Source organism: Roseomonas sp. AR75 (assembly GCF_005222815.1).
Classification (GTDB): Bacteria; Pseudomonadota; Alphaproteobacteria; order Acetobacterales; family Acetobacteraceae; genus Falsiroseomonas.
The window spans coordinates 403,518-420,658 of the sequence record NZ_STGB01000001.1 but is presented as its reverse complement, the minus strand read 5'-3'; the positions used below and the strand labels follow the sequence as shown (position 1 = coordinate 420,658).

General features: G+C 70.6%; 14 protein-coding genes. 7 read left to right on the top strand and 7 right to left on the bottom strand.

Annotated features, from left to right (window positions below; genetic code table 11):
• Positions 1 to 15: 15 nt before the first annotated feature.
• Positions 16 to 1,716: an ABC transporter permease subunit gene (locus E4T13_RS01850; RefSeq protein ID WP_137176537.1), complete on the top strand. Its 1,701-nt coding sequence runs from the start codon at positions 16 to 18 to the stop codon at positions 1,714 to 1,716.
• Between the two features lie 71 nt (positions 1,717 to 1,787).
• Here the strand turns inward: E4T13_RS01850 and E4T13_RS01845 are convergent, their stop codons facing one another.
• The 5 genes from E4T13_RS01845 to speB form a co-directional block, all read right to left on the bottom strand.
• Positions 1,788 to 2,726, bottom strand: a complete 939-nt coding sequence (locus E4T13_RS01845) for a 2-hydroxyacid dehydrogenase (RefSeq protein ID WP_137176536.1) — start codon at positions 2,724 to 2,726, stop codon at positions 1,788 to 1,790.
• Entirely contained in the window at positions 2,723 to 3,706 is a 984-nt protein-coding gene (denD, locus tag E4T13_RS01840) for a D-erythronate dehydrogenase (RefSeq protein ID WP_137176535.1), read from the bottom strand. Before denD ends, E4T13_RS01845 begins: the two co-directional genes overlap by 4 nt.
• Before the next feature lie 109 nt (positions 3,707 to 3,815).
• On the bottom strand, positions 3,816 to 5,234 hold the full coding sequence (locus E4T13_RS01835) for a homospermidine synthase (protein ID WP_137176534.1): 1,419 nt from the start codon (positions 5,232 to 5,234) through the stop codon (positions 3,816 to 3,818).
• Positions 5,235 to 5,272: 38 nt separating this feature from the next.
• On the bottom strand, positions 5,273 to 6,481 hold the full coding sequence (locus E4T13_RS01830; RefSeq protein ID WP_137176533.1) for a type III PLP-dependent enzyme: 1,209 nt from the start codon (positions 6,479 to 6,481) through the stop codon (positions 5,273 to 5,275).
• 577 nt (positions 6,482 to 7,058) lie between these two features.
• The gene (gene speB, locus E4T13_RS01825) at positions 7,059 to 7,946 is read right to left on the bottom strand and encodes an agmatinase (protein WP_137176532.1); all 888 of its coding nucleotides are present in this window, start codon (positions 7,944 to 7,946) and stop codon (positions 7,059 to 7,061) included.
• A gap of 186 nt (positions 7,947 to 8,132) precedes the next feature.
• Here speB and E4T13_RS01820 point away from each other — a divergent pair, with 186 nt between their 5' ends.
• The 4 genes from E4T13_RS01820 (at position 8,133) to E4T13_RS29720 (ending at position 11,257) form a co-directional block, all read left to right on the top strand.
• Positions 8,133 to 9,218: a TRAP transporter substrate-binding protein gene (locus tag E4T13_RS01820; protein WP_137176531.1), complete on the top strand. Its 1,086-nt coding sequence runs from the start codon at positions 8,133 to 8,135 to the stop codon at positions 9,216 to 9,218.
• Between the two features lie 2 nt (positions 9,219 to 9,220).
• Positions 9,221 to 9,730, top strand: coding sequence for a TRAP transporter small permease subunit (locus tag E4T13_RS01815; protein ID WP_240790947.1), 510 nt, complete (start codon positions 9,221 to 9,223; stop codon positions 9,728 to 9,730).
• A 21-nt stretch (positions 9,731 to 9,751) separates the two neighbouring features.
• Complete coding sequence (locus E4T13_RS01810) at positions 9,752 to 11,077, top strand: TRAP transporter large permease subunit (protein ID WP_137176530.1); 1,326 nt, start codon at positions 9,752 to 9,754, stop codon at positions 11,075 to 11,077.
• 78 nt (positions 11,078 to 11,155) lie between these two features.
• Positions 11,156 to 11,257: a PEP-CTERM sorting domain-containing protein gene (locus tag E4T13_RS29720; protein ID WP_170984747.1), complete on the top strand. Its 102-nt coding sequence runs from the start codon at positions 11,156 to 11,158 to the stop codon at positions 11,255 to 11,257.
• A 77-nt stretch (positions 11,258 to 11,334) separates the two neighbouring features.
• Here E4T13_RS29720 and E4T13_RS01800 read toward each other — a convergent pair whose 3' ends face one another.
• On the bottom strand, positions 11,335 to 11,769 hold the full coding sequence (locus E4T13_RS01800; protein ID WP_170984746.1) for an OsmC family protein: 435 nt from the start codon (positions 11,767 to 11,769) through the stop codon (positions 11,335 to 11,337).
• 385 nt (positions 11,770 to 12,154) lie between these two features.
• Here E4T13_RS01800 and E4T13_RS01795 point away from each other — a divergent pair, with 385 nt between their 5' ends.
• Both E4T13_RS01795 and E4T13_RS01790 read left to right on the top strand, forming a co-directional pair.
• Positions 12,155 to 13,225 carry a TRAP transporter substrate-binding protein gene (locus tag E4T13_RS01795; protein ID WP_240790946.1) on the top strand — a complete coding sequence of 357 codons (1,071 nt, stop codon included), beginning with the start codon at positions 12,155 to 12,157 and terminating at the stop codon, positions 13,223 to 13,225.
• A gap of 1 nt (position 13,226) precedes the next feature.
• Positions 13,227 to 16,145, top strand: coding sequence for a response regulator (locus E4T13_RS01790; RefSeq protein ID WP_137176527.1), 2,919 nt, complete (start codon positions 13,227 to 13,229; stop codon positions 16,143 to 16,145).
• 12 nt (positions 16,146 to 16,157) lie between these two features.
• On the opposite strand, the gene E4T13_RS01785 is transcribed toward E4T13_RS01790, so the two are convergent.
• The gene (locus tag E4T13_RS01785; RefSeq protein WP_137176526.1) at positions 16,158 to 17,087 is read right to left on the bottom strand and encodes a nucleoside hydrolase; all 930 of its coding nucleotides are present in this window, start codon (positions 17,085 to 17,087) and stop codon (positions 16,158 to 16,160) included.
• Positions 17,088 to 17,141: the final 54 nt, after the last annotated feature.

Here is a 17,141-nt window from a genome sequence, read left to right as displayed (position 1 = left end):
AGGGGTCGGAGCATCATGAACGGCACGCGTTCGGGCCTGCTGGCCCTTCCCTACGGCATCTGGCTGCTCGCCGCCTTCGCCGCGCCGCTCGGCGCGGTGGCGCTGCTGTCCGTGCAGCAGACCGGCGGGATGTTCGACCCGATCTCCCTGGTGCCCTCCGGCGAGCAGTATGCCGAGCTCGTTGGCGACCGCTTCTACATGCGCGTGTTCCTCAACACGCTCCTGCTCGGTGTCGGCGTGGCGGCAGCCTCCGCGGTGCTGGGCTATCCGCTGGCGTTGTGGCTGACCCGGCTTTCGCCGCGCTGGAAGCCGCTCGGCTTCGCCATCGTGCTGGTGCCGCTGCTGACCAATGTGGTCGTGCGCTCGCTCGGCATCATCCTGCTGCTGGCGCCGCGGGGCATCGTCGCATCGCTGGCGGTGGAGCTCGGCCTGCCGCGGCCGGACCTGCTGTTCGGCTGGTTCGCGGTCGGCCTGGCGCTGACGCAGGTGTTCCTGCCCTTCATGGTGCTGGCGCTTTACGATGTGCTGGAAGGCCAGGAGAAGCGGCTGGACGAGGCCGCGACCAGTCTGGGCGCCGGGCCTGCCGTGCGGTTCTGGCGCGTGATCCTGCCGCTGTCGCTGCCGGGGCTGCGCGCGGGCCTGGTCATAACCTTCCTGCTGGCGTCCGAATCCTACGTCTCCGCCGCGCTGGTCGGCGGGCGGAAGGTGCTGGTGAGCGGCATGATCGTGCTGAAGGAAGGCATCGAGGTGATGAACTACCCCATCGCCTCGGCCCTTGCGATGCTGATGCTGTTCGCGGGCGTGCTGGCCACCTTCCTGATCGGCCGCGCCATCGCCTTCCTGACCCCCTGGATCCCCGGCCGGCCGCCACGGCTGCGCATCAGCCTGCCGCCCGGCCTGCGCCGCGCGCTGGTGGCGTTGGCGGAGGGGCTGGCGCCGGTCGTCTCGCGCCTGCTGCTGGGTATCGCGATCCTGCTGCTGATCTTCCCGCTGCTGCTGGTGGTGGTGGCCAGCGTCAACGACACGCCGCAGGCGACGGTCGCGCAGTTCGTCGGCTTCACGCTGAAATGGTACGCGCTGATCTTCGAGAATCCGCGCTATCTGGAAGATGCCTGGACCAGCCTGCAACTTGCGCTCTGCGCCGTTGCCATCGCGCTCGGCATCAGCCTGCCGGCCGCCTTCGCCCTGGTGCGCGGCGGCTTCGCGGGGCGGGAGGTGCTGGGCGCGCTCTATGTGCTGCCGCTGGCACTGCCGGGCATCGCCATCGGGCTCGGCATGCTGCGGCTGCTGCAATGGTTCAACATGGTGCCGCCCTTCCTCGGCATCCTGGCGGTGCATGTGGTGCTGATCGCGCCCTTCATGCTCATGCTGCTGCGTGCATCCGTGGCGCAGCTCGACCGCAGCCTGGAGGAAGCGGCGGGCGGGCTGGGCGCGACGCCGCCGCGCATCTTCCGCCGCGTGATCCTGCCGCAGCTCGGCCCCGGCATCGGCGTCGCCTGCGTGATCGGCTTCCTGAACTCCTTCGGCGAGGTGACGGTCACGGCCTTCCTGACCACGGCGCGCATGCAGACCCTGCCGGTGCGGATCTATGCCGAGGCGACCTTCAGCCTGGAAAACACGGTGAACGCGATCAGCACGCTGTTCATCCTGATGACGGTCGCGCTGCTGCTGCTGATCAATCGGCTGATGCCGCTGGATCGGGTGTGGCGGCGGTAAGGCAGGGCTGTCGCCTTCTTGCGTACCCCTCTCGCCCCGGCCCTCTCCCCCCTGACGGGGAGAGGGAGAAGCTACGCAACCGGCGTGAGCAGCGGCCTGCCATCCATCTGCGCTTCCAGGTTCTCGCGCATCAGCCGGCCCATGTCCTTGCGCGTCTCGACCGTGGCGCTGGCGGCGTGGGGTTGCAGCACGACGTGATCGAAGGTGAGGAACTCCGGGTCGATGTCCGGCTCGTTGAGGAACACATCGAGCCCCGCGGCAGCGATGCGCTTCTCCCGCAGCGCCGCCAGCAGCGCCGCCTCGTCCACCACGGTGCCGCGGGAGACGTTGCAGAAGATGGCGCCGGGCCGAAGCGCGTCGATCGCCGCCTTGTCCACCAGGCCCTTGGTCGCGGCGCCGCCGGCCGCCGAGACCATCAGGATGTCTACATGCGGCGCCATCGCGGCCGGCGTCGCATACCAGTCGTACGCGACGTCCTTTTTCTGCCGCGCGCTGTAGGCGATGGGCATCCGGAACGCCTCGGCGCGGCGAGCGATGGCGGCGCCGATGCGGCCGAGGCCGACGATGCCGATGCGCTTGCCCCACACCCGCGTCTGCAGCGGCATCGATCCCTTGCTCTTCCACGACCCGTCGCGCACCCACGCGTCGCCGGCGGGAATGCGGCGCGCGGCGGCGAGCAGCAGGCCCATCGCCATGTCCGCCACTTCCTCGGTCAGCACATCCGGCGTGTTGGTCACGCGGATGCCGCGCGCCTTGGCGGCGGGCACGTCGATCAGGTCGTAGCCGACGCCGTAGCAGCCGATGATCTCGAGCTTCGGCAGCGCGTCCATCAGCGCAGCGCTGGCGCCGACCTCGCCCTTTGTGGCGATGGCGCGGATGGTCTCGCGGTTGCGCGCGACCATGCCGTCCTTGTCCTCGGCGGCGTAGTAGAGATGGACGTCGAAGCGCTCCGTCAGCGCCTCCAGGTCCCAGGCCGGAAGCTCGCCGACGACGAGAACGCCCGGCTTCACGGCACCTTCCCCATCAGCTCGTCCTCCACATGCACGCGGATGATCTCGTCGAAATCCTTCTCCGCCCTGAAGCCCAGCGCCTCGGCGCGCTTCGCGTCGAAGCGGCGCGGCCAGCCCTCGACGATCCTCATGATGCCCTCGTCCGGCACGCGGCGGATCAGCGCCACCGCCTTGTCACCGGCGACACGCCGCAGCGCCTCGATCTGCTCGGCGACCGTCGCCGCCAGGCCCGGCATCGTCAGGTTGCGCCGCGCGCCGAGCGGCTTCGTATCGAGCGCCGCGGCGTGCAGCAGGAAGCCCACGGCCGCGCGCGGCGAGGCGTGCCAGTGCATCACCGTGTCGGGCACGGGCAGCACCGCCTCCTTCCCCGCCAGCGGCTCGCGCAGGATGCCGGAGAAGAAGCCGCTGGCCGCCTTGTTCGGCAGGCCGGGGCGGATGCAGATGGTGGGCAGACGGATGCCGATGCCGTCCATGAAGCCGCGGCGCGAATAGTCGGCCAGCAGTAGCTCGCCAATGGCCTTCTGCGTGCCGTAGCTGGTCAGCGGCGTGGTAAAGAACTCGTCGCCGATGGCGTCCGGGAAAGGCGCACCGAAGACGGCGATGGAGGAAGTGAAGACGACGCGCGGAACGTAGCGCGCGCCGTGCAGCCCCTGCTGCCGGATGGCCTCGAACAGCAGGCGCGTGCCATCGAGATTGATGCGGTAGCCCTTCTCGAAATCCGCCTCGGCCTCGCCGGAGACGATGGCGGCGAGATGGAAGATCAGGTCCGGCCGGCCGGCCACCATGCGGTCCGCGGCGCCGAAGGCGGATATGTCCGCGGCCCAGGCCTCGCCGGCGAAGCCGTCCGGCAGGTCCGGCTGCACCACGTCCACCAGGCTCAGCCGCTGGATGCCGTGGCCCGCGACCATGCCATCCGCGGCGAGCCGCGCAACGAGCTTGCGGCCGACCATGCCGGCGGCGCCGATGACGAGGACATGCATGCCTGGACCCTCCCGAACCGGGGCGCAGGCTAGGGCGGATCGCGCTGGTTAGGAAGGCGAGCGGGGCGCGCGCCCTTCCCCGCTGGCGCGAGGAAGGGCGTGGGCGACCTCAGGCGACGCGGATGTTGCGGAACTGCCAGGGGTCGGACCGGTCCAGCTCCTCGGGGAACAGCACGCCGCGGCCCTGCAACGGGGTCCAGTCGGAATAGACGCCGACGACCTCGCCTAGATAGGGCCGACAGATCTCCAGGATGCGGGCGTGGTCCATCTCGTCGGATTCCACCAGACCGCGGCGCGGGTTCTCGATCGCCCAGATCACGCCGGCGAGCACGGCAGCCGTCACCTGCAGCGAGGTGGCGTTGTTGTGCGGCACCAACTCCCGCGCCTGGCCGATGCTCAGGCGCGAGCCGTACCAATAGGCGCCCTTCGCATGGCCCATCAGCAGCACGCCGAGCTCGTCGATCCCGGAGACGATCTCGTCCGTCATCAGCCGCTTCTCGTCCTGCATCTGCCAGTTCTTGCCCGCCAGCTCGTGCACCGACAGCACCGCGTCGTCGCAGGGGTGGTAGGCGTAGTGCGCCGTCGGGCGGTACAGCACGCGGCCATCCGGGTCGCGCAGTGTGTAGTAGTCGGCGATCGAGATGCTCTCGTTGTGGGTGATGAGGAAGCCGTGGAGCGGGCCTTCCAGCGGCGTCCACGTACGGACGCGCGTGGAGGCGCCGGGCCGCATCAGGTAGATCGCCGCGTCGCAGCCGAAGCCGTGGCGATGGCCGTCCGCCGGCAGCGCCTTCTCATGCGTGCCCCAGCCGAGCTCAGCGGGCTGGCAGCCCTCGCCCACGAAGCCGTCCACCGACCAGGTGTTGACGAACTCGCCGGGCTTCTTCGGGCGATCGGCGACCTGTGTGTCGCGCTCCGCGATGTGGATCACTTTCACGCCGAGCTCGGCGGCAATCTTCGCCCAGGCCGCGCGGTCGGACGCTGGCGGCGGCACCGTGACGGGCGCGTCAGTGTCGCGGGCGATGTCGAGCAGCGCCTGCTTCACGAAGTGGCTGACCAGGCCCGGATTGGCGCCATGCGCGGTGATGCTGGTCGGCCCGCCTCTGGCCATCTCGCGCAGCGCGATCGCCTCCTCCCGCATCGCGTAGTTGGAACGCTGCGAAGGCGAGAGCGCAGGGTCGGTATAGCCGCCGGCCCAGGGCTCCACCACGGTGTCGAGGTAGAGCACGTCGAGCTCCTGGCAGAGCTTCATCAGCTCCACCGAGGACACATCCACCGAGAGGTTCAGCAGGAAGTCGCCCTTGCGCAGCCGCGGCACCAGCACGTCGCGCAGGTTGTCGCGCGTGACGGCCTGCTCGACGAAGCGGATGCCGTATTCGGCGGCAACCTCGCGGCCGCGCGGCTCGGCGGTGACGATGGTGATGTCGTCGCGCGCGATGTCGATGTGGCGGAGGATCAGGGGCAGGACGCCCTGGCCGATCGAGCCGAAGCCGAGCATGACCAGGCGGCCGCGGAAGGTCGCGTGCTTCATCGTAGCAGTCTCCGGTGAATGGGTGGTGGGAAGGCCGCTTAGGCGGCCTTGCCCAGTTCGTATCCCGGGGTTTCGAGCAGCGGCGGGTCCGCCACTTCGGCAATGCCAGCGCGGTCGAAGCCGTTGAAGGCAGTGCGCAGCGCCGCGCCATAGGCGCCGAGCTGGCCGACCTCGATCCAGTCGCCCTCGGCCGCATCCGCCGGCAGCAGGAACGGACCCTTCATGTGGTCCGCGCTGTCGCAGGTGGGGCCGAAGAAGCTGAAGGCGACAAGCGGCGCATCGCTCTGCCGCAGCAGCCGCACCGGGAAGCGGAAGCCCGGCACGCCCGCATCCGACAGCGCGCCATAGACGCCGTCATTCACGAACAGCGTGTCCCGGCGCCGGTGCTGCACCTGCAGCACCACCGAGGTGCCACCGGCGACCAGGGCGCGCCCCGGCTCCGCCCACAGCTCCAGGCCGGAGAGGCCCTCGGCCGCGACGGCGGCGCGGATCGCCGCCATGAAGGCGGAGAGCGGCGGCGGCACGACATCCGGGTAGGCGACCGGGAAGCCGCCGCCGACATCGAGCAGGTCCACCGTCACGCCCGCCTCGCGGATCACCTGCGCCGCAAGCGCGATGGCGCGGGCATAGGCCGAGGGGTCCAGGCACTGGCTGCCGACATGAAAGCTGACGCCGAGCGTCGCGGCATGCGGCCGCGCGGCGCGCAGCAGCGCGACGGCGTCCGCCGGCGTGGCGCCGAACTTGCCGGAGAGGTCGTACATCGCGCCGCCCTTCGGCAGGGCGAGACGAACGACGAGGCCCAGCTGATCGCCACCACCCGTCTCCGCCAGGATCTTCGCAAGCTCCTCCGCGCTGTCGAGCACGAAGTCGCGCACGCCATGGCGCTGCCAGGCCTCACGGATGGCAGAACGCGACTTCACCGGGTGCATGAAGTGGATCGCCGCCTCGGCGAACATGTTGCGCACCAGCCGCACCTCGCCCTCCGAGGCGCAGTCGAAGCGGCGCACGCCGCCGCGCCACAGGGCGCGCAGCACCGCGGGCTCCGGGTTGCACTTCACGGCGTAGAGCGTCTCGCCAGGGAAGGCGGCCAGGAAGGCGCGCGCGGCGCCTTCCATGGCGGCCGGGCGCAGGCAGTGCAGCGGCGCCTCCGGGCGCAGGCGCGCGACGAGTGCGTCCACGCTGCGGGGCAGCGTCAGGTCGGGGCGGCGGAGCGGCGCCACGGCGCCGCGGAAGCGGAGATCGGTCATCGCAGGGGTTCCGAAGCGCAGGGTTGCGGGATGTCGCGCCCGCCGCCACACCCGGCCGATGAGAACCGGCGGGCGCGGCGGCGGGGAAGGAGGGAGTCGCGAGGCGACCTGACGCAGCCCCCTGGCGCACGGCGCGCCGCCCTTGCGGGCGGACGGGACGTGTCAGGGCGCCGCGCTCAACCGGGGCGCCGGCGCCGAAGGCGCTCGCCGCATGCAGCCGTTGCGGGCTGGGGCGGTCCGGGCCAGGGCGTGGCGCGCCGGATCAGGCGCTGGCTGGGTCGCGAGATCGTCTCGCGCCGCGGCATTCAGGCGACACAGGCGGCTCCCTCGAACTTTCCGGCCCACGGGGTGGCCGGCACGGACAAGAGACGCGTCCCGTCGTTGCTTGTGCCCCGGATCAGGCCGGGGCTCGCGGCACGTGCGCTGGCGTCGGAACTTGCCGCAACGGTCGGAACCGCCGCGACGGCCGGACAAATAGCGGCGGCCGCGAGGGACTTCAAGGGGTTTTCCGGCCGAGTCCAGATGCCCCACGCATGGCGCCTTGCATTCAGTGCAGATCGCCGGAAGTGTTACGGATCTATGCTGTCCGACACAGATATTCCCAGGCGATGGTGGCCGCGGCCAGCGCGGTGATCTCCGCGTGGTCGTAGGCCGGTGCCACCTCCACAACGTCCATGCCGCGGAAATCCAGGCCGCCGAGCCGGCGCAGGATGCCCTGTGCCTGCCAGCTCGCCAGGCCGCCGATCTCCGGCGTGCCTGTCCCCGGGGCGAAGGCGGGGTCGAGCGCGTCGATGTCGAAGGAGAGATAGGCGGGCGCCTCGCCCACCACGTCCACGATGCCGGCCGCCACGGAAGCCGGCCCCGCCTCATGCACCGCTTGCGCCGAGAGCACCGTGACGCCCTTGCCCAGGGTCCAGGCCATGATCTCGGGCTCCACCGGGGAGCGGATGCCGATCTGGACCATGCGCTTCGGGTCCACCAGCCCTTCCTCGATCGCGTGGAAGAAGGGCTGACCGTGCGAGAAGCGCTGGCCGAAGCTTTCTGGCCAAGTGTCGCAATGCGCATCGAAATGCACCAGCGCGAGCGGACCGCCGACGCGCCGCGCGAGCGCGCGCAGCAGGGGCAGCGTGATGCCATGCTCGCCGCCGAGAGCAACCAAGTGTTCGTGCGCCGTCGCCTGCCGCTCGATCAGCGCCAGGCTGCCCTGAAGGTCGCCGAGCGCCAGGGCGAAGTCACCGACATCCGCCAGCTCCAGCGCGCGCGGGTCCACCTGCGTCACCGGATGGGCGCCGTCCACCAGCATGCGGGAGGCACGGCGGATCGCCGCCGGCCCGTCGCGCGTGCCCGCGCGGTTGGTGGTGCCGAGGTCGAGCGGGATGCCGGCGATCGCGATGCCCGCGCCCCCGGCGCGCAGCGGCAGGCCGAGGAAGCCGGGCGGGGTGGCGAAGGTCGGGACGAGGCTCATGGGAGGAGTCCTGCCTCGTCCCGCCGGCGTACGCCAGAGCCGATTGCCCAGGAACCGGGCATTCGGCCACGCATGCATGCGGCGATGTTCCGGAGCTGGCGCGTCAGGGCCGCAAAGCCTGCATGGCCGTCCTGGCACGGGGATTGCTGCCGGCGGCGCAATACGTCGTCCGGGGACCACACAATCATGAATCGTCGCAACCTCGTCGCCGGCGCCGCCGGCGGCCTTGCGGGAACGCTGGCCACGCCCGCCGTGGTCACCGCGCAGACCACATTCAACTGGCGAATGACGAGCTTCTACGGCCCGCAGGCGGCGTTCTACTCGGTGGGCCCGGGCAGCGCGCGCGACCTGATCGACCGCATCCAGAAGATGTCGAACAACCGTATCCGCATCCAGTTCTTCGGGGCGGGCGAGCTGATCCCGGCGGCGGAGGGCTTCGACGCCGTCTCCTCCGGCATCGTCGAGATGAACTACGCCAACGCCTATTTCTGGACCGGCAAGACCTTCGCCGCGCAGTACTTCACCGCGGTGCCCTTCGGCCTGAACTACCAGGGGCTGAACGGCTGGATGTATGACGGCGGCGGACTCGACCTCTGGCGCGAGGTCTATGACCGCTTCAACCTGGTGCCGTTCCTGTGCGGCAATACCGGCGTGCAGATGACCGGCTGGTTCCGCCGCCCCATCGAGAAGGTGGAGGATCTGCGCGGCCTGAAGATGCGCATTCCCGGGCTCGCCGGACGCGTCTACCAGCGGCTCGGCGTGGATGTGCGGCTGCTGCCCGGCGGCGAGATCTTCCCCGCGCTCGAGCGCGGCGTGATCGACGCGGCGGAGTTCGTCGGGCCCTTCCTCGATCGCCAGCTCGGCCTGCAGCGCGTGGCCAAGCACTACTACACCACGGGCTGGCACGAGACGGCGACGGCCTCCGAGCTGATCATCAACAAGGCGGCCTGGGCGCGGCTGCCGGCCGACCTGAAGGCGATCGTCGAGAACGCGGTCGCGGCCTGCAACGTGATCTCCGAGGCGTGGTGCCAGAAGAACAACGCCGAGGCGATGGAGGACCTGGTGAAGAACCAGGGCGTCATCGCGCAGCCGCTGCCGGACGCGATCGTGGAGCGCATGCGGACCGAGACGACCGCCGTGCTGGACGAGGCGGTGGCCCGCGATCCCGTCACGAAGCGCGTGCATGACAGCTACTTCGCCTACAAGGCCAAATACGACGCCTGGGCCGGCTATTCCGAGGCCGTGTATCACGCCCGCATTCGCCAGGGCTGAGCGTGGCGCAGGGCACCGCGGCGCGCCTCGCCGGCGCCATCGACGTCGTCGTGGACCGCATCGGCCAGCTTTCGGCCGTCGCGGTCGCGGCGCTGGTCGTGGTGATGTCGGCGAATGTGCTGCTGCGCTACGGCTTCTCGCTGGGCAGCGTCTGGGCGCAGGAGCTCGAGTGGCACCTGATGTCGCCCATTGCGCTGCTCGGCGCGGCCTATGCGCTGCGGCATGGCGAGCATGTACGCGTGGACGTGCTGTATGCGCAGTTCCGCCCGCGCGTGCAGGCCGCGGTGGACCTGTTCGCGGGCGTCGCCGGGCTGCTGGTCTGCCTCCTCGTGATCTGGCTGTCCTGGCGGTATGTCGGCGTGTCCTTCGCGCAGGACGAAGGCTCGCCCAACCCGGGCGGCATTCCCTTCCGTTGGGCCCTGAAGGCCTTCATCCCGGTCGGCTTCGCGCTGCTGCTGCTGCAATTCACTGCCGAGACGCTGCGGGCGCTTGCGCGTCTGCGCGCGGCCTGATCCGGACAAGACGCCGCCTCCATGCCGCTGACGGAAGTCTATGCGATCCTGATGCTCGTCGGCTTCTTCGGGCTGCTGATGATCGGCATGCCCGTGGCGCTGACCCTGGCCGTGACGGGCTTCGTTTTCGGCTGGCTCGGCTTCGGGCCGATGCTGTTCAACCTGCTGCCGCACCGCATCTTCGGCGTGGTCACCAACTACTCGCTGCTGGCCATCCCGCTGTTCGTGTTCATGGGCGTGGCGCTGGAGAAATCGCGCCTGGCCGAGGACCTGATGGAAGTCGTGGGCCGCCTCTCCGGCGCGCTGCGCGGGGGGTTGGGCCTCGGCATCGTGTTCGTCGGCGTGCTGATGGGCGCGACCACGGGCATCGTCGGCGCGACGGTCGTGACGCTCGGCCTGCTGACGCTGCCGGCGCTGCTGCGCCGCGGCTACGACAAGGGGCTGGCCTGCGGCGTGATCTGCGCCTCCGGCACTCTCGGGCAGATCATCCCGCCCTCGCTGATCCTGATCCTGCTGGCCGACATCATGAACCTCTCGGTCGGCACGCTCTTCGCGGCGGCGGTGTTCCCGGGGCTGCTGCTGGCCGGGATCTACTGCGCCTACATCCTGATCCTCGGCATCCTGCGCCCGGAGATGGTGCCTGCGGTGCCGGCCGAGGAACGTGCGCTGACCTCAACGCGCGACCTGCTGGTGAAGCTGGCGCGGGTGATCGCGCCGCCGCTCGGCCTGGTGGTGGCGGTGCTCGGCTCGATCGTCGCCGGCATCGCCGCGCCGACAGAGGCCGCGGCGATGGGCAGCCTCGGAGCGCTGGTCGTCTGCGCCCTGGGGCGGCGGTTGACACCAACGCTTGTCGTCGAGACGCTCCGCAGCACGGCGCGCATCACCGCGATGATGATGTTCATCCTGATCTGCGCCCAGGTCTTCGCGCTGTCCTTCCGCGGCCTGCAGGGCGAGAAGATGGTGCACGACCTGTTCGAGTTCCTGCCCGGCGGCGTCGCGGCGGACATCTGGTTCATGCTGGCGCTGATCTTCGTGCTGGGCTTCTTCCTGGAATGGATCGAGATCTCCTACATCGCCGTGCCGATCTTCCTGCCGGTCTTCGCCCAGGCCGGCGTGGACCCGGTGTGGCTGGCGATGCTGGTCTGCGTGATGCTGCAGACCAGCTTCCTGACGCCGCCCTTCGGCTGGGCGCTGTTCTTCCTGCGCGGCGTGACGCCGCCGGGCGTCACCACCGGCGACATCTATCGCGGGGTCATCCCCTTCGTAGGGATGCAACTGGCGGCGGTCGCGCTGGTCTTCCTGTTCCCGGCGCTCGCGACCTGGCTGCCCAAGGCGATCGGCTGGTAGGGAGCCTCGGCGCACGCATGAATGTCATTCAAGACACCCGCAGTGAAATCGACGGCGGCACGTTCCGGATCATCGTGCGTGACAGTCGCGGCGCCGGAGCCGATGACGCTCGCGCTGTTCGGCCTCCGCCTTGCCGGGCTCACCGCCGCGCGACGCCACGAAATGCGCCGCGCGGGCTGACGGGTCCTCTGGCTGCACGGCCTGCGCCTGGAGCAGTGGCGCGGAGGTCGGGCTCGCCCGTGGCGTGACGCGCCGGGCTATGCCTCCAGCGTCGCTTCCAGCGTGATCGCCGCGTTCAGCACCTTGCTGACCGGGCAGTTCGCCTTGGCGGCGGCGGCCAGTTCGTCGAATTTCTGCTGCGTGATGCCAGGCACCTTCGCCTTCAGGACGAGTGCCACCGCGGCGATCTTCCAGCCGCCAGTCTCCTGCTCCATCGTCAGGCGCGCCGTGGTGGCCAGTTCCTCAGGCGGGTGGCCGGCGCCGGAAAGCTGGAACGCCAGCGCCATGGAGAAGCAGCCGGCATGGGCGGCGGCGATCAGCTCCTCCGGGTTGGTGCCCTGGCCGTCGCCGAAGCGGGCGGTGAAGGAATAGGGTGTGTTGTCCAGGGTGCCACTGTGGGTGGACAGCGTCCCCTTCCCTTCCTTGCCGCTGCCCTGCCAGACCGCCGAGCCTTCGCGCCGAATCGCTGCCATACGCCGGATCTCCCTCTTCGCCCGCCGCCACGGCGGCGCTCCACGCAACGGAATACGTGACATGCGCGGGGGCGTGCCTCTAGCCTCGGTGGCGATGCCCCACGAAGTCGTGCTGCCGGCGGCGCTGCCGCCCGGACGCGCCCCTGCGCAGATCGGCCTGCACGCTCGCAGGACCGATCACTGTGGATCCGCGCCGGCGCCCCGCCTCCCCGGCGCAGCCGACAAAGCCATGACCTGTGAGGAGTCGTACGAGAAACATTCATATCTTGTAAGGTCTTCGCGCAAAGGTTGCCGCGCGCTTGCGAATTTCTGGTATCAGGTTGTGATGGTGGCGACCGCTGCGGTGTCCGGCCTAGGCTCCACCGCTTCTTGTATGGAGTATACGATGCTGCCGGTCCCGCGCCGGACCCGTCCTGCTCGCCTCGCCGCCATTCTCCTGGGCGTTCTGCTCACCTGTCTTCCCGCGGCGGCGCAGGAGCCGACCTACCAGCTGAAGATCATCGGCGGCCTGGCCGGCGTGAGCCAGTTCGTTCGCTTCGAGGAGCCGTTCTGGCGCCAGCAGGTGACCGAACTCACGAAGGGCCGTGTCGTCGCGGAGATATCGCCCTTCGACCGCAGCGGCATCCGCGGGCAGGAGATGCTGCAGCTGATGCGGCTCGGTGTCGTGCCCTTCGGCACGGTCAACCTGCCGCTCGCCGCGACCGAGGAGCCGGAGTTCAACGCCGTCGACCTGCCGGCGCTCTCGCCGGACATGGACGCGCTGCGCCGCACCGTCGGCGCCTACCGTCCGCATCTGGAACGGCTGATGCGCGAGCGCTACGGTATCGAGTTGCTCGCGGTCTACACCTATCCGGCACAGGTCGTGTTCTGCAATCGGGCCTTCTCCAGCCTGGCGGACCTGTCCGGCCGGCGCGTGCGGACATCCTCCGTCGGCCAATCCGAACTGGTTGAGGCGCTGGGCGGCAGCCCGGTGGTGACGCCCTTTGCGGAGATCGTCGCCGCCTTCCGCAGCGGCGTGGTCGAATGCGCCATCACCGGCACGCTTTCCGGCCATGCGATCGGCCTGCACCACGTGACGACGCATGTGCATGCCATGGCGCTGAGCTGGGGGCTTTCCGCCTTCGGCGCGAATGTGAATGCCTGGGCCGCATTGTCGCCCGACGTGCAGGAGGCACTGAAGCGCGGCATCGGCGAGCTGGAAAGCCAGATCTGGCAGGCGGCGGAGCGCGAGACCGGCGAGGGGCTGGCCTGCAATGCCGGGCATGCCGGCTGCAGCACGTCGCGCCGCGGCAACATGACGATCGTGCCGGTGAGCCCCGCCGACCAGGAGCGCCGGATCAGGCTGCTGACCGAGGTGGTGCTGCCGCGTTGGGTCGGCCGTTGCGGCAACGACTGTGTCGATGCGTGGAACACGCATCTCGCCGCGGTGGTAGGCGTGCGCGCGGTGGCGGACTGACATGGCCCTGCTCCAGACAACACAGCGCCTGCGCCTCGCGCTTGTCGCCGCTGCCATCACGCTGCTGCTGATGCAGGGCGTGGCCACCACGCTGCTCGTCGCGCGCGCGCGTGAAGCGGCGCTGCTGACGGCGCTGGACACGGTCAACCGGATCAGCCGCTCCGTCGAGGCCTCGATCAACCGCAACTTCGTGCAGGTGGACGCCATGCTGGCGGGCCTGCCCGCGGTGCTGCGCCCCTTCATCCAGGACGGCGTGCTCGACGCGGCCGGGGCGGGGCGCGTGCTGCGCGAGCTCAACAACCAGAACTTCACCTTCCGTGACGTGCTGCTGTTCGGCAGCGACAGCACGCCGCTGACCAGCGGCCTCGCCGTCTCCCGCCGCCGCCCGTTGCCGATCCCGCTCGGACCGGATTTCTTCGCGCTCGGGCCGAGCGTCGGCGGCCTGACCATCGGCGGCCCGGTGCGCAACCCCATCACCGGGGAATGGTCGGTGTTCTTCGCCCGTCCTGTGACGATCCAGGGCCTCGGCACAGTGGCGGCCGTGGCGGAAGTGCCGGTGCCGCTGATCGCCACGCTGCTGGCGGCCGGCGGCGAATCGCCGGGGCTGCGGGTGACGCTGGAGCGCAACGACGGCCTGCTTCTCGCAACGCAGCCGCATGACGAGACGCGCATCGCGCGGCATCTGCCGAAGGCGGCCTCAAGCCTGCCCACCGCCGGCCAGACCACCAGCCGCTTCGACGACCGAAGCGTGCTCGTGGCCGTGCGTCCGACCCTCTATCCCTCGCTGTTCGTCACCGCCTCGGTCGAGGCGGAAGCGGCACTCGCCACCTGGCGGCAGGAGAGCCAGCGCGCCCTCGCCGTCTCGGGTCTGTTCTCGCTGCTCGTCCTTGCGCTGGCGGCCGCGCTGCTCGTCGGGCTGCGCCAGCGCGAAAAGGTGGAGGCGGAGCGCGCAAGCTGGCGCGCGCGCCTGGAAAATGCGCTGGAGAGCATGTCGGATGGGTTCGTGATGTTCGGCCCGGACGACCGCCTGATCGCCTGCAACCAGCGCTACAAGGATTTCTACGCGATCTCCGCGCCCTTCATCCACCAGGGCGCGCATTTCCGCGACATCATGCGCGAAGGTGCGGTGCGCGGGCAGTACCCGCAGGCCGGGCCGGATATCGACGCCTTCATCAACGCGATGGACGCCTGGCGCCACGCGAACAATCCGCCGATCGAGCGGCTGCTGCCGGATGGCCGCTGGGTGCTTATCACCGAGCGCAGCACGGCCGATGGCGGCACCGTGGGCATCCGCACCGACATCACGCAGCTGAAGCGGACCATGGAGGAACTGGCCGCGGCGCGCGACGCGGCGCGTGCCGCTGGCGAGGCCAAGAGCCGCTTCCTCGCGCGCATGTCGCACGAGCTGCGCACGCCGCTCAACGGCATCCTCGGCTTCGCCCAGGTCCTCCTCGCCGACCCCGAGCTCAGCGCCGCGCAGCGCGAGCAGGTGGCGACGCTGAACGAGGCCGGGCGCCACCTGCTGGAGCTGGTGAACGGCCTGCTCGACCTCTCGAAGATCGAGGCCGGCAAGCTGGAACTGCAGCCGCGCCCGGTCGCGCTGCGCCCGTTGCTCGATGCCTGCGCCGGGCTGCTGGCACCGGAAGTCGCCCGCAAGGGGCTGCGCTTCGACGTGGATGTGGCGCCGAACACCCCGGAAGGCGTGGAGGCCGATCCGACGCGCCTCAGGCAGATGCTGCTCAATCTGCTGGGCAATGCCGTGAAGTTCACGCCGGAAGGCGGGCGGGTGCAGCTTCGCGCGCGGCGCCTGCCCGATGGCTTCGGCATCCGGCTGGAGGTGCAGGACAGCGGGCCGGGCATCCCGCAGGAAAAGCGCCATCTGCTGTTCGAGGATTTCGCCCAGCTTGCCGCGGCGCCGGGACAGGAGCAGCCGGGCACCGGACTGGGCCTGGCCATCTCCGCCCGCCTCGCCGGCGCGATGGGCGGGCGCATCGGCTGCGATGCCGAGATGCAGCAGGGTGCGCTGTTCTGGGTGGAGCTGCCGCTGCGCGAGGTGGCCCCTCCGGCCCCGGCCGCGATCGAGGCACCGAAGCCTCGGGCGGGCGAATCGCGGCGCCTGCGCGTGCTGGTGGCCGATGATGTCGCGGCGAACCGCATGGTGGCGCGCGCCATGCTCGTCGCCGCCGGCCATTCTGTCGATTCCGCCTCCGACGGTGCGGAGGCGGTCGCGGCCCTGGAGCGAGAGCCCTACGACGTGGTCCTGATGGATGTGCAGATGCCCGTGATGGACGGGCTCGACGCGACGCGGCGCATCCGTGAGCTTCCGGGCACGCGCGGCCGCGTGCCCATCCTCGCGGTCACCGCCTCCGCCCTGCCGGAGCAGATCGCGGCCTGCCACGAGGCCGGCATGGATGGCCACCTCGCCAAGCCGATCGACCGCGAATCGCTGCTGCAGACGGTTGGCAGGCTGGCCGCCGGGCTGACCCTGGAGGAGCCGTCCGTCCCCGTCGCCACGCTTGCCGATGCCCCGCTGGTGGACAGCGCCGCGCTGGCGAGCCTCGCCACCGATCTCGGTCCCACGGCCGGCGTCGTGATCGCCGAGTTCGTCGCGGAGTTGCGGCTCGGCGTGGAGACGCTGGGCGCCGAGGTGATGGAGCGCGACACGCAGCGGTTGCGCCAGGCGGCCCACCGGCTGCTCGGCGCCGCCCGCACGCTCGGCGCGCGTCGCCTGGCCAAGGCGATCGAGGCGCTGCAGCAGCGGGTACGCTCCAACAGCCCCTTCTCGGAGGCGCTGCAGCGTGTGCGCAGCATCGGCGCGGCAACGCTGCCGGCGCTGGAGATCGCGCTGCAGCCGGCAGCGGTCAACGATCCCGGCCCGGCCCCGGCCACCCATCTTGCGATGCAGGGCAGCGCCGACTGAGGTGTGCCGCGCTTAAGGAAGCGCGGCGATCCGCTCCGCGAGCAGGTCAAAGAAGGCGGGAGCGTCCAGCGCCTCGAGCAGCATGTGATTGGCGGCGAGGCCCAGGCGCCCCCAACGGTCCACCACGGTGCGCCCGCGCGATGGGCCGGCGCCGAGATCGACAACGGCATGCGCGGGCCGCGCGCCGAACAGGCCGGGATCGATGGCCCAGGCTACGGCACAGGGGTCGTGCAAGGGGTAGCCGCGATGGCCGAACCGCTTCGAGGCCGGCAGCGCACGCAGGATGCCGAGCGCCGCCTGCCAGCAGGCGCCGCCCTGCCGTTGCGCTAGGCGCGAGACCAGTTCCGGCGTGACGAAGGCCTGGGCGGTCAGGTCGAGCGTCGCCATGGCGAGCGGCCGGTCCAGGCCGAGCAGCATCGCCAGCGCCTCTGGGTCGTTCCACGCGTTGAACTCGGCCGCGGGGGTGATGTTGCCCTCGCTCCAGGCGCCGGACATCAGGACGATCTCGGCGATGCGCCCGAGCAGCGCGGGCTCGGTCGCGAGCGCCAGCGCCAGGTTGGTGACCGGCCCGAGCCCGATCACCGTCACCGAATCCGGGTCGGCGGCGCGCAGCACGGTGCGGATCGCATCGGCCGCGATGCCGGGCGCCAGCGGCGGCCCCTCCGGCAGGCGCACGCCACCCAGCCCATCCGCGCCATGCACAGCGGTCTCGGCACGGAAATCCGCCAGCAGTGAGCGTTCGGCGCCTGCCACCACCGGCACGGCGCGTCCGGTCAGGCCGACCACCGCGCGCGCATTGGCAGTGGTCGCCGCCAGGCCGACATTGCCGCCGGCAACCGTCACCAGCTTCACATCCAGTTCCGGCGAGCCGAGCGCCAGCCAGAGGGCGATGGCGTCGTCGGTGCCGGGGTCGCAATCGATGATGGTGGGCTTCGGCCTCATACCCCTCGGGCTCCCTTCCGGCGGCCCGCCGGTTGCGGTCCTGCCCTGCAGCAT

Bases quoted from the DNA above. Each gene is read 5' to 3' on its own strand.
- E4T13_RS01850 (WP_137176537.1), top strand. From the start codon at position 16: ATGAACGGCACGCGTTCGGGCCTGCTGGCCCTTCCCTACGGCATCTGG.
- denD (WP_137176535.1), bottom strand. From the start codon at position 3,706: ATGCATGTCCTCGTCATCGGCGCCGCCGGCATGGTCGGCCGCAAGCTC.
- E4T13_RS01835 (WP_137176534.1), bottom strand. From the start codon at position 5,234: ATGAAGCACGCGACCTTCCGCGGCCGCCTGGTCATGCTCGGCTTCGGC.
- E4T13_RS01830 (WP_137176533.1), bottom strand. From the start codon at position 6,481: ATGACCGATCTCCGCTTCCGCGGCGCCGTGGCGCCGCTCCGCCGCCCC.
- speB (WP_137176532.1), bottom strand. From the start codon at position 7,946: ATGAGCCTCGTCCCGACCTTCGCCACCCCGCCCGGCTTCCTCGGCCTG.
- E4T13_RS01820 (WP_137176531.1), top strand. From the start codon at position 8,133: ATGAATCGTCGCAACCTCGTCGCCGGCGCCGCCGGCGGCCTTGCGGGA.
- E4T13_RS01810 (WP_137176530.1), top strand. From the start codon at position 9,752: ATGCCGCTGACGGAAGTCTATGCGATCCTGATGCTCGTCGGCTTCTTC.
- E4T13_RS01800 (WP_170984746.1), bottom strand. From the start codon at position 11,769: ATGGCAGCGATTCGGCGCGAAGGCTCGGCGGTCTGGCAGGGCAGCGGC.
- E4T13_RS01795 (WP_240790946.1), top strand. From the start codon at position 12,155: ATGCTGCCGGTCCCGCGCCGGACCCGTCCTGCTCGCCTCGCCGCCATT.
- E4T13_RS01790 (WP_137176527.1), top strand. From the start codon at position 13,227: ATGGCCCTGCTCCAGACAACACAGCGCCTGCGCCTCGCGCTTGTCGCC.
- E4T13_RS01785 (WP_137176526.1), bottom strand. From the start codon at position 17,087: ATGAGGCCGAAGCCCACCATCATCGATTGCGACCCCGGCACCGACGAC.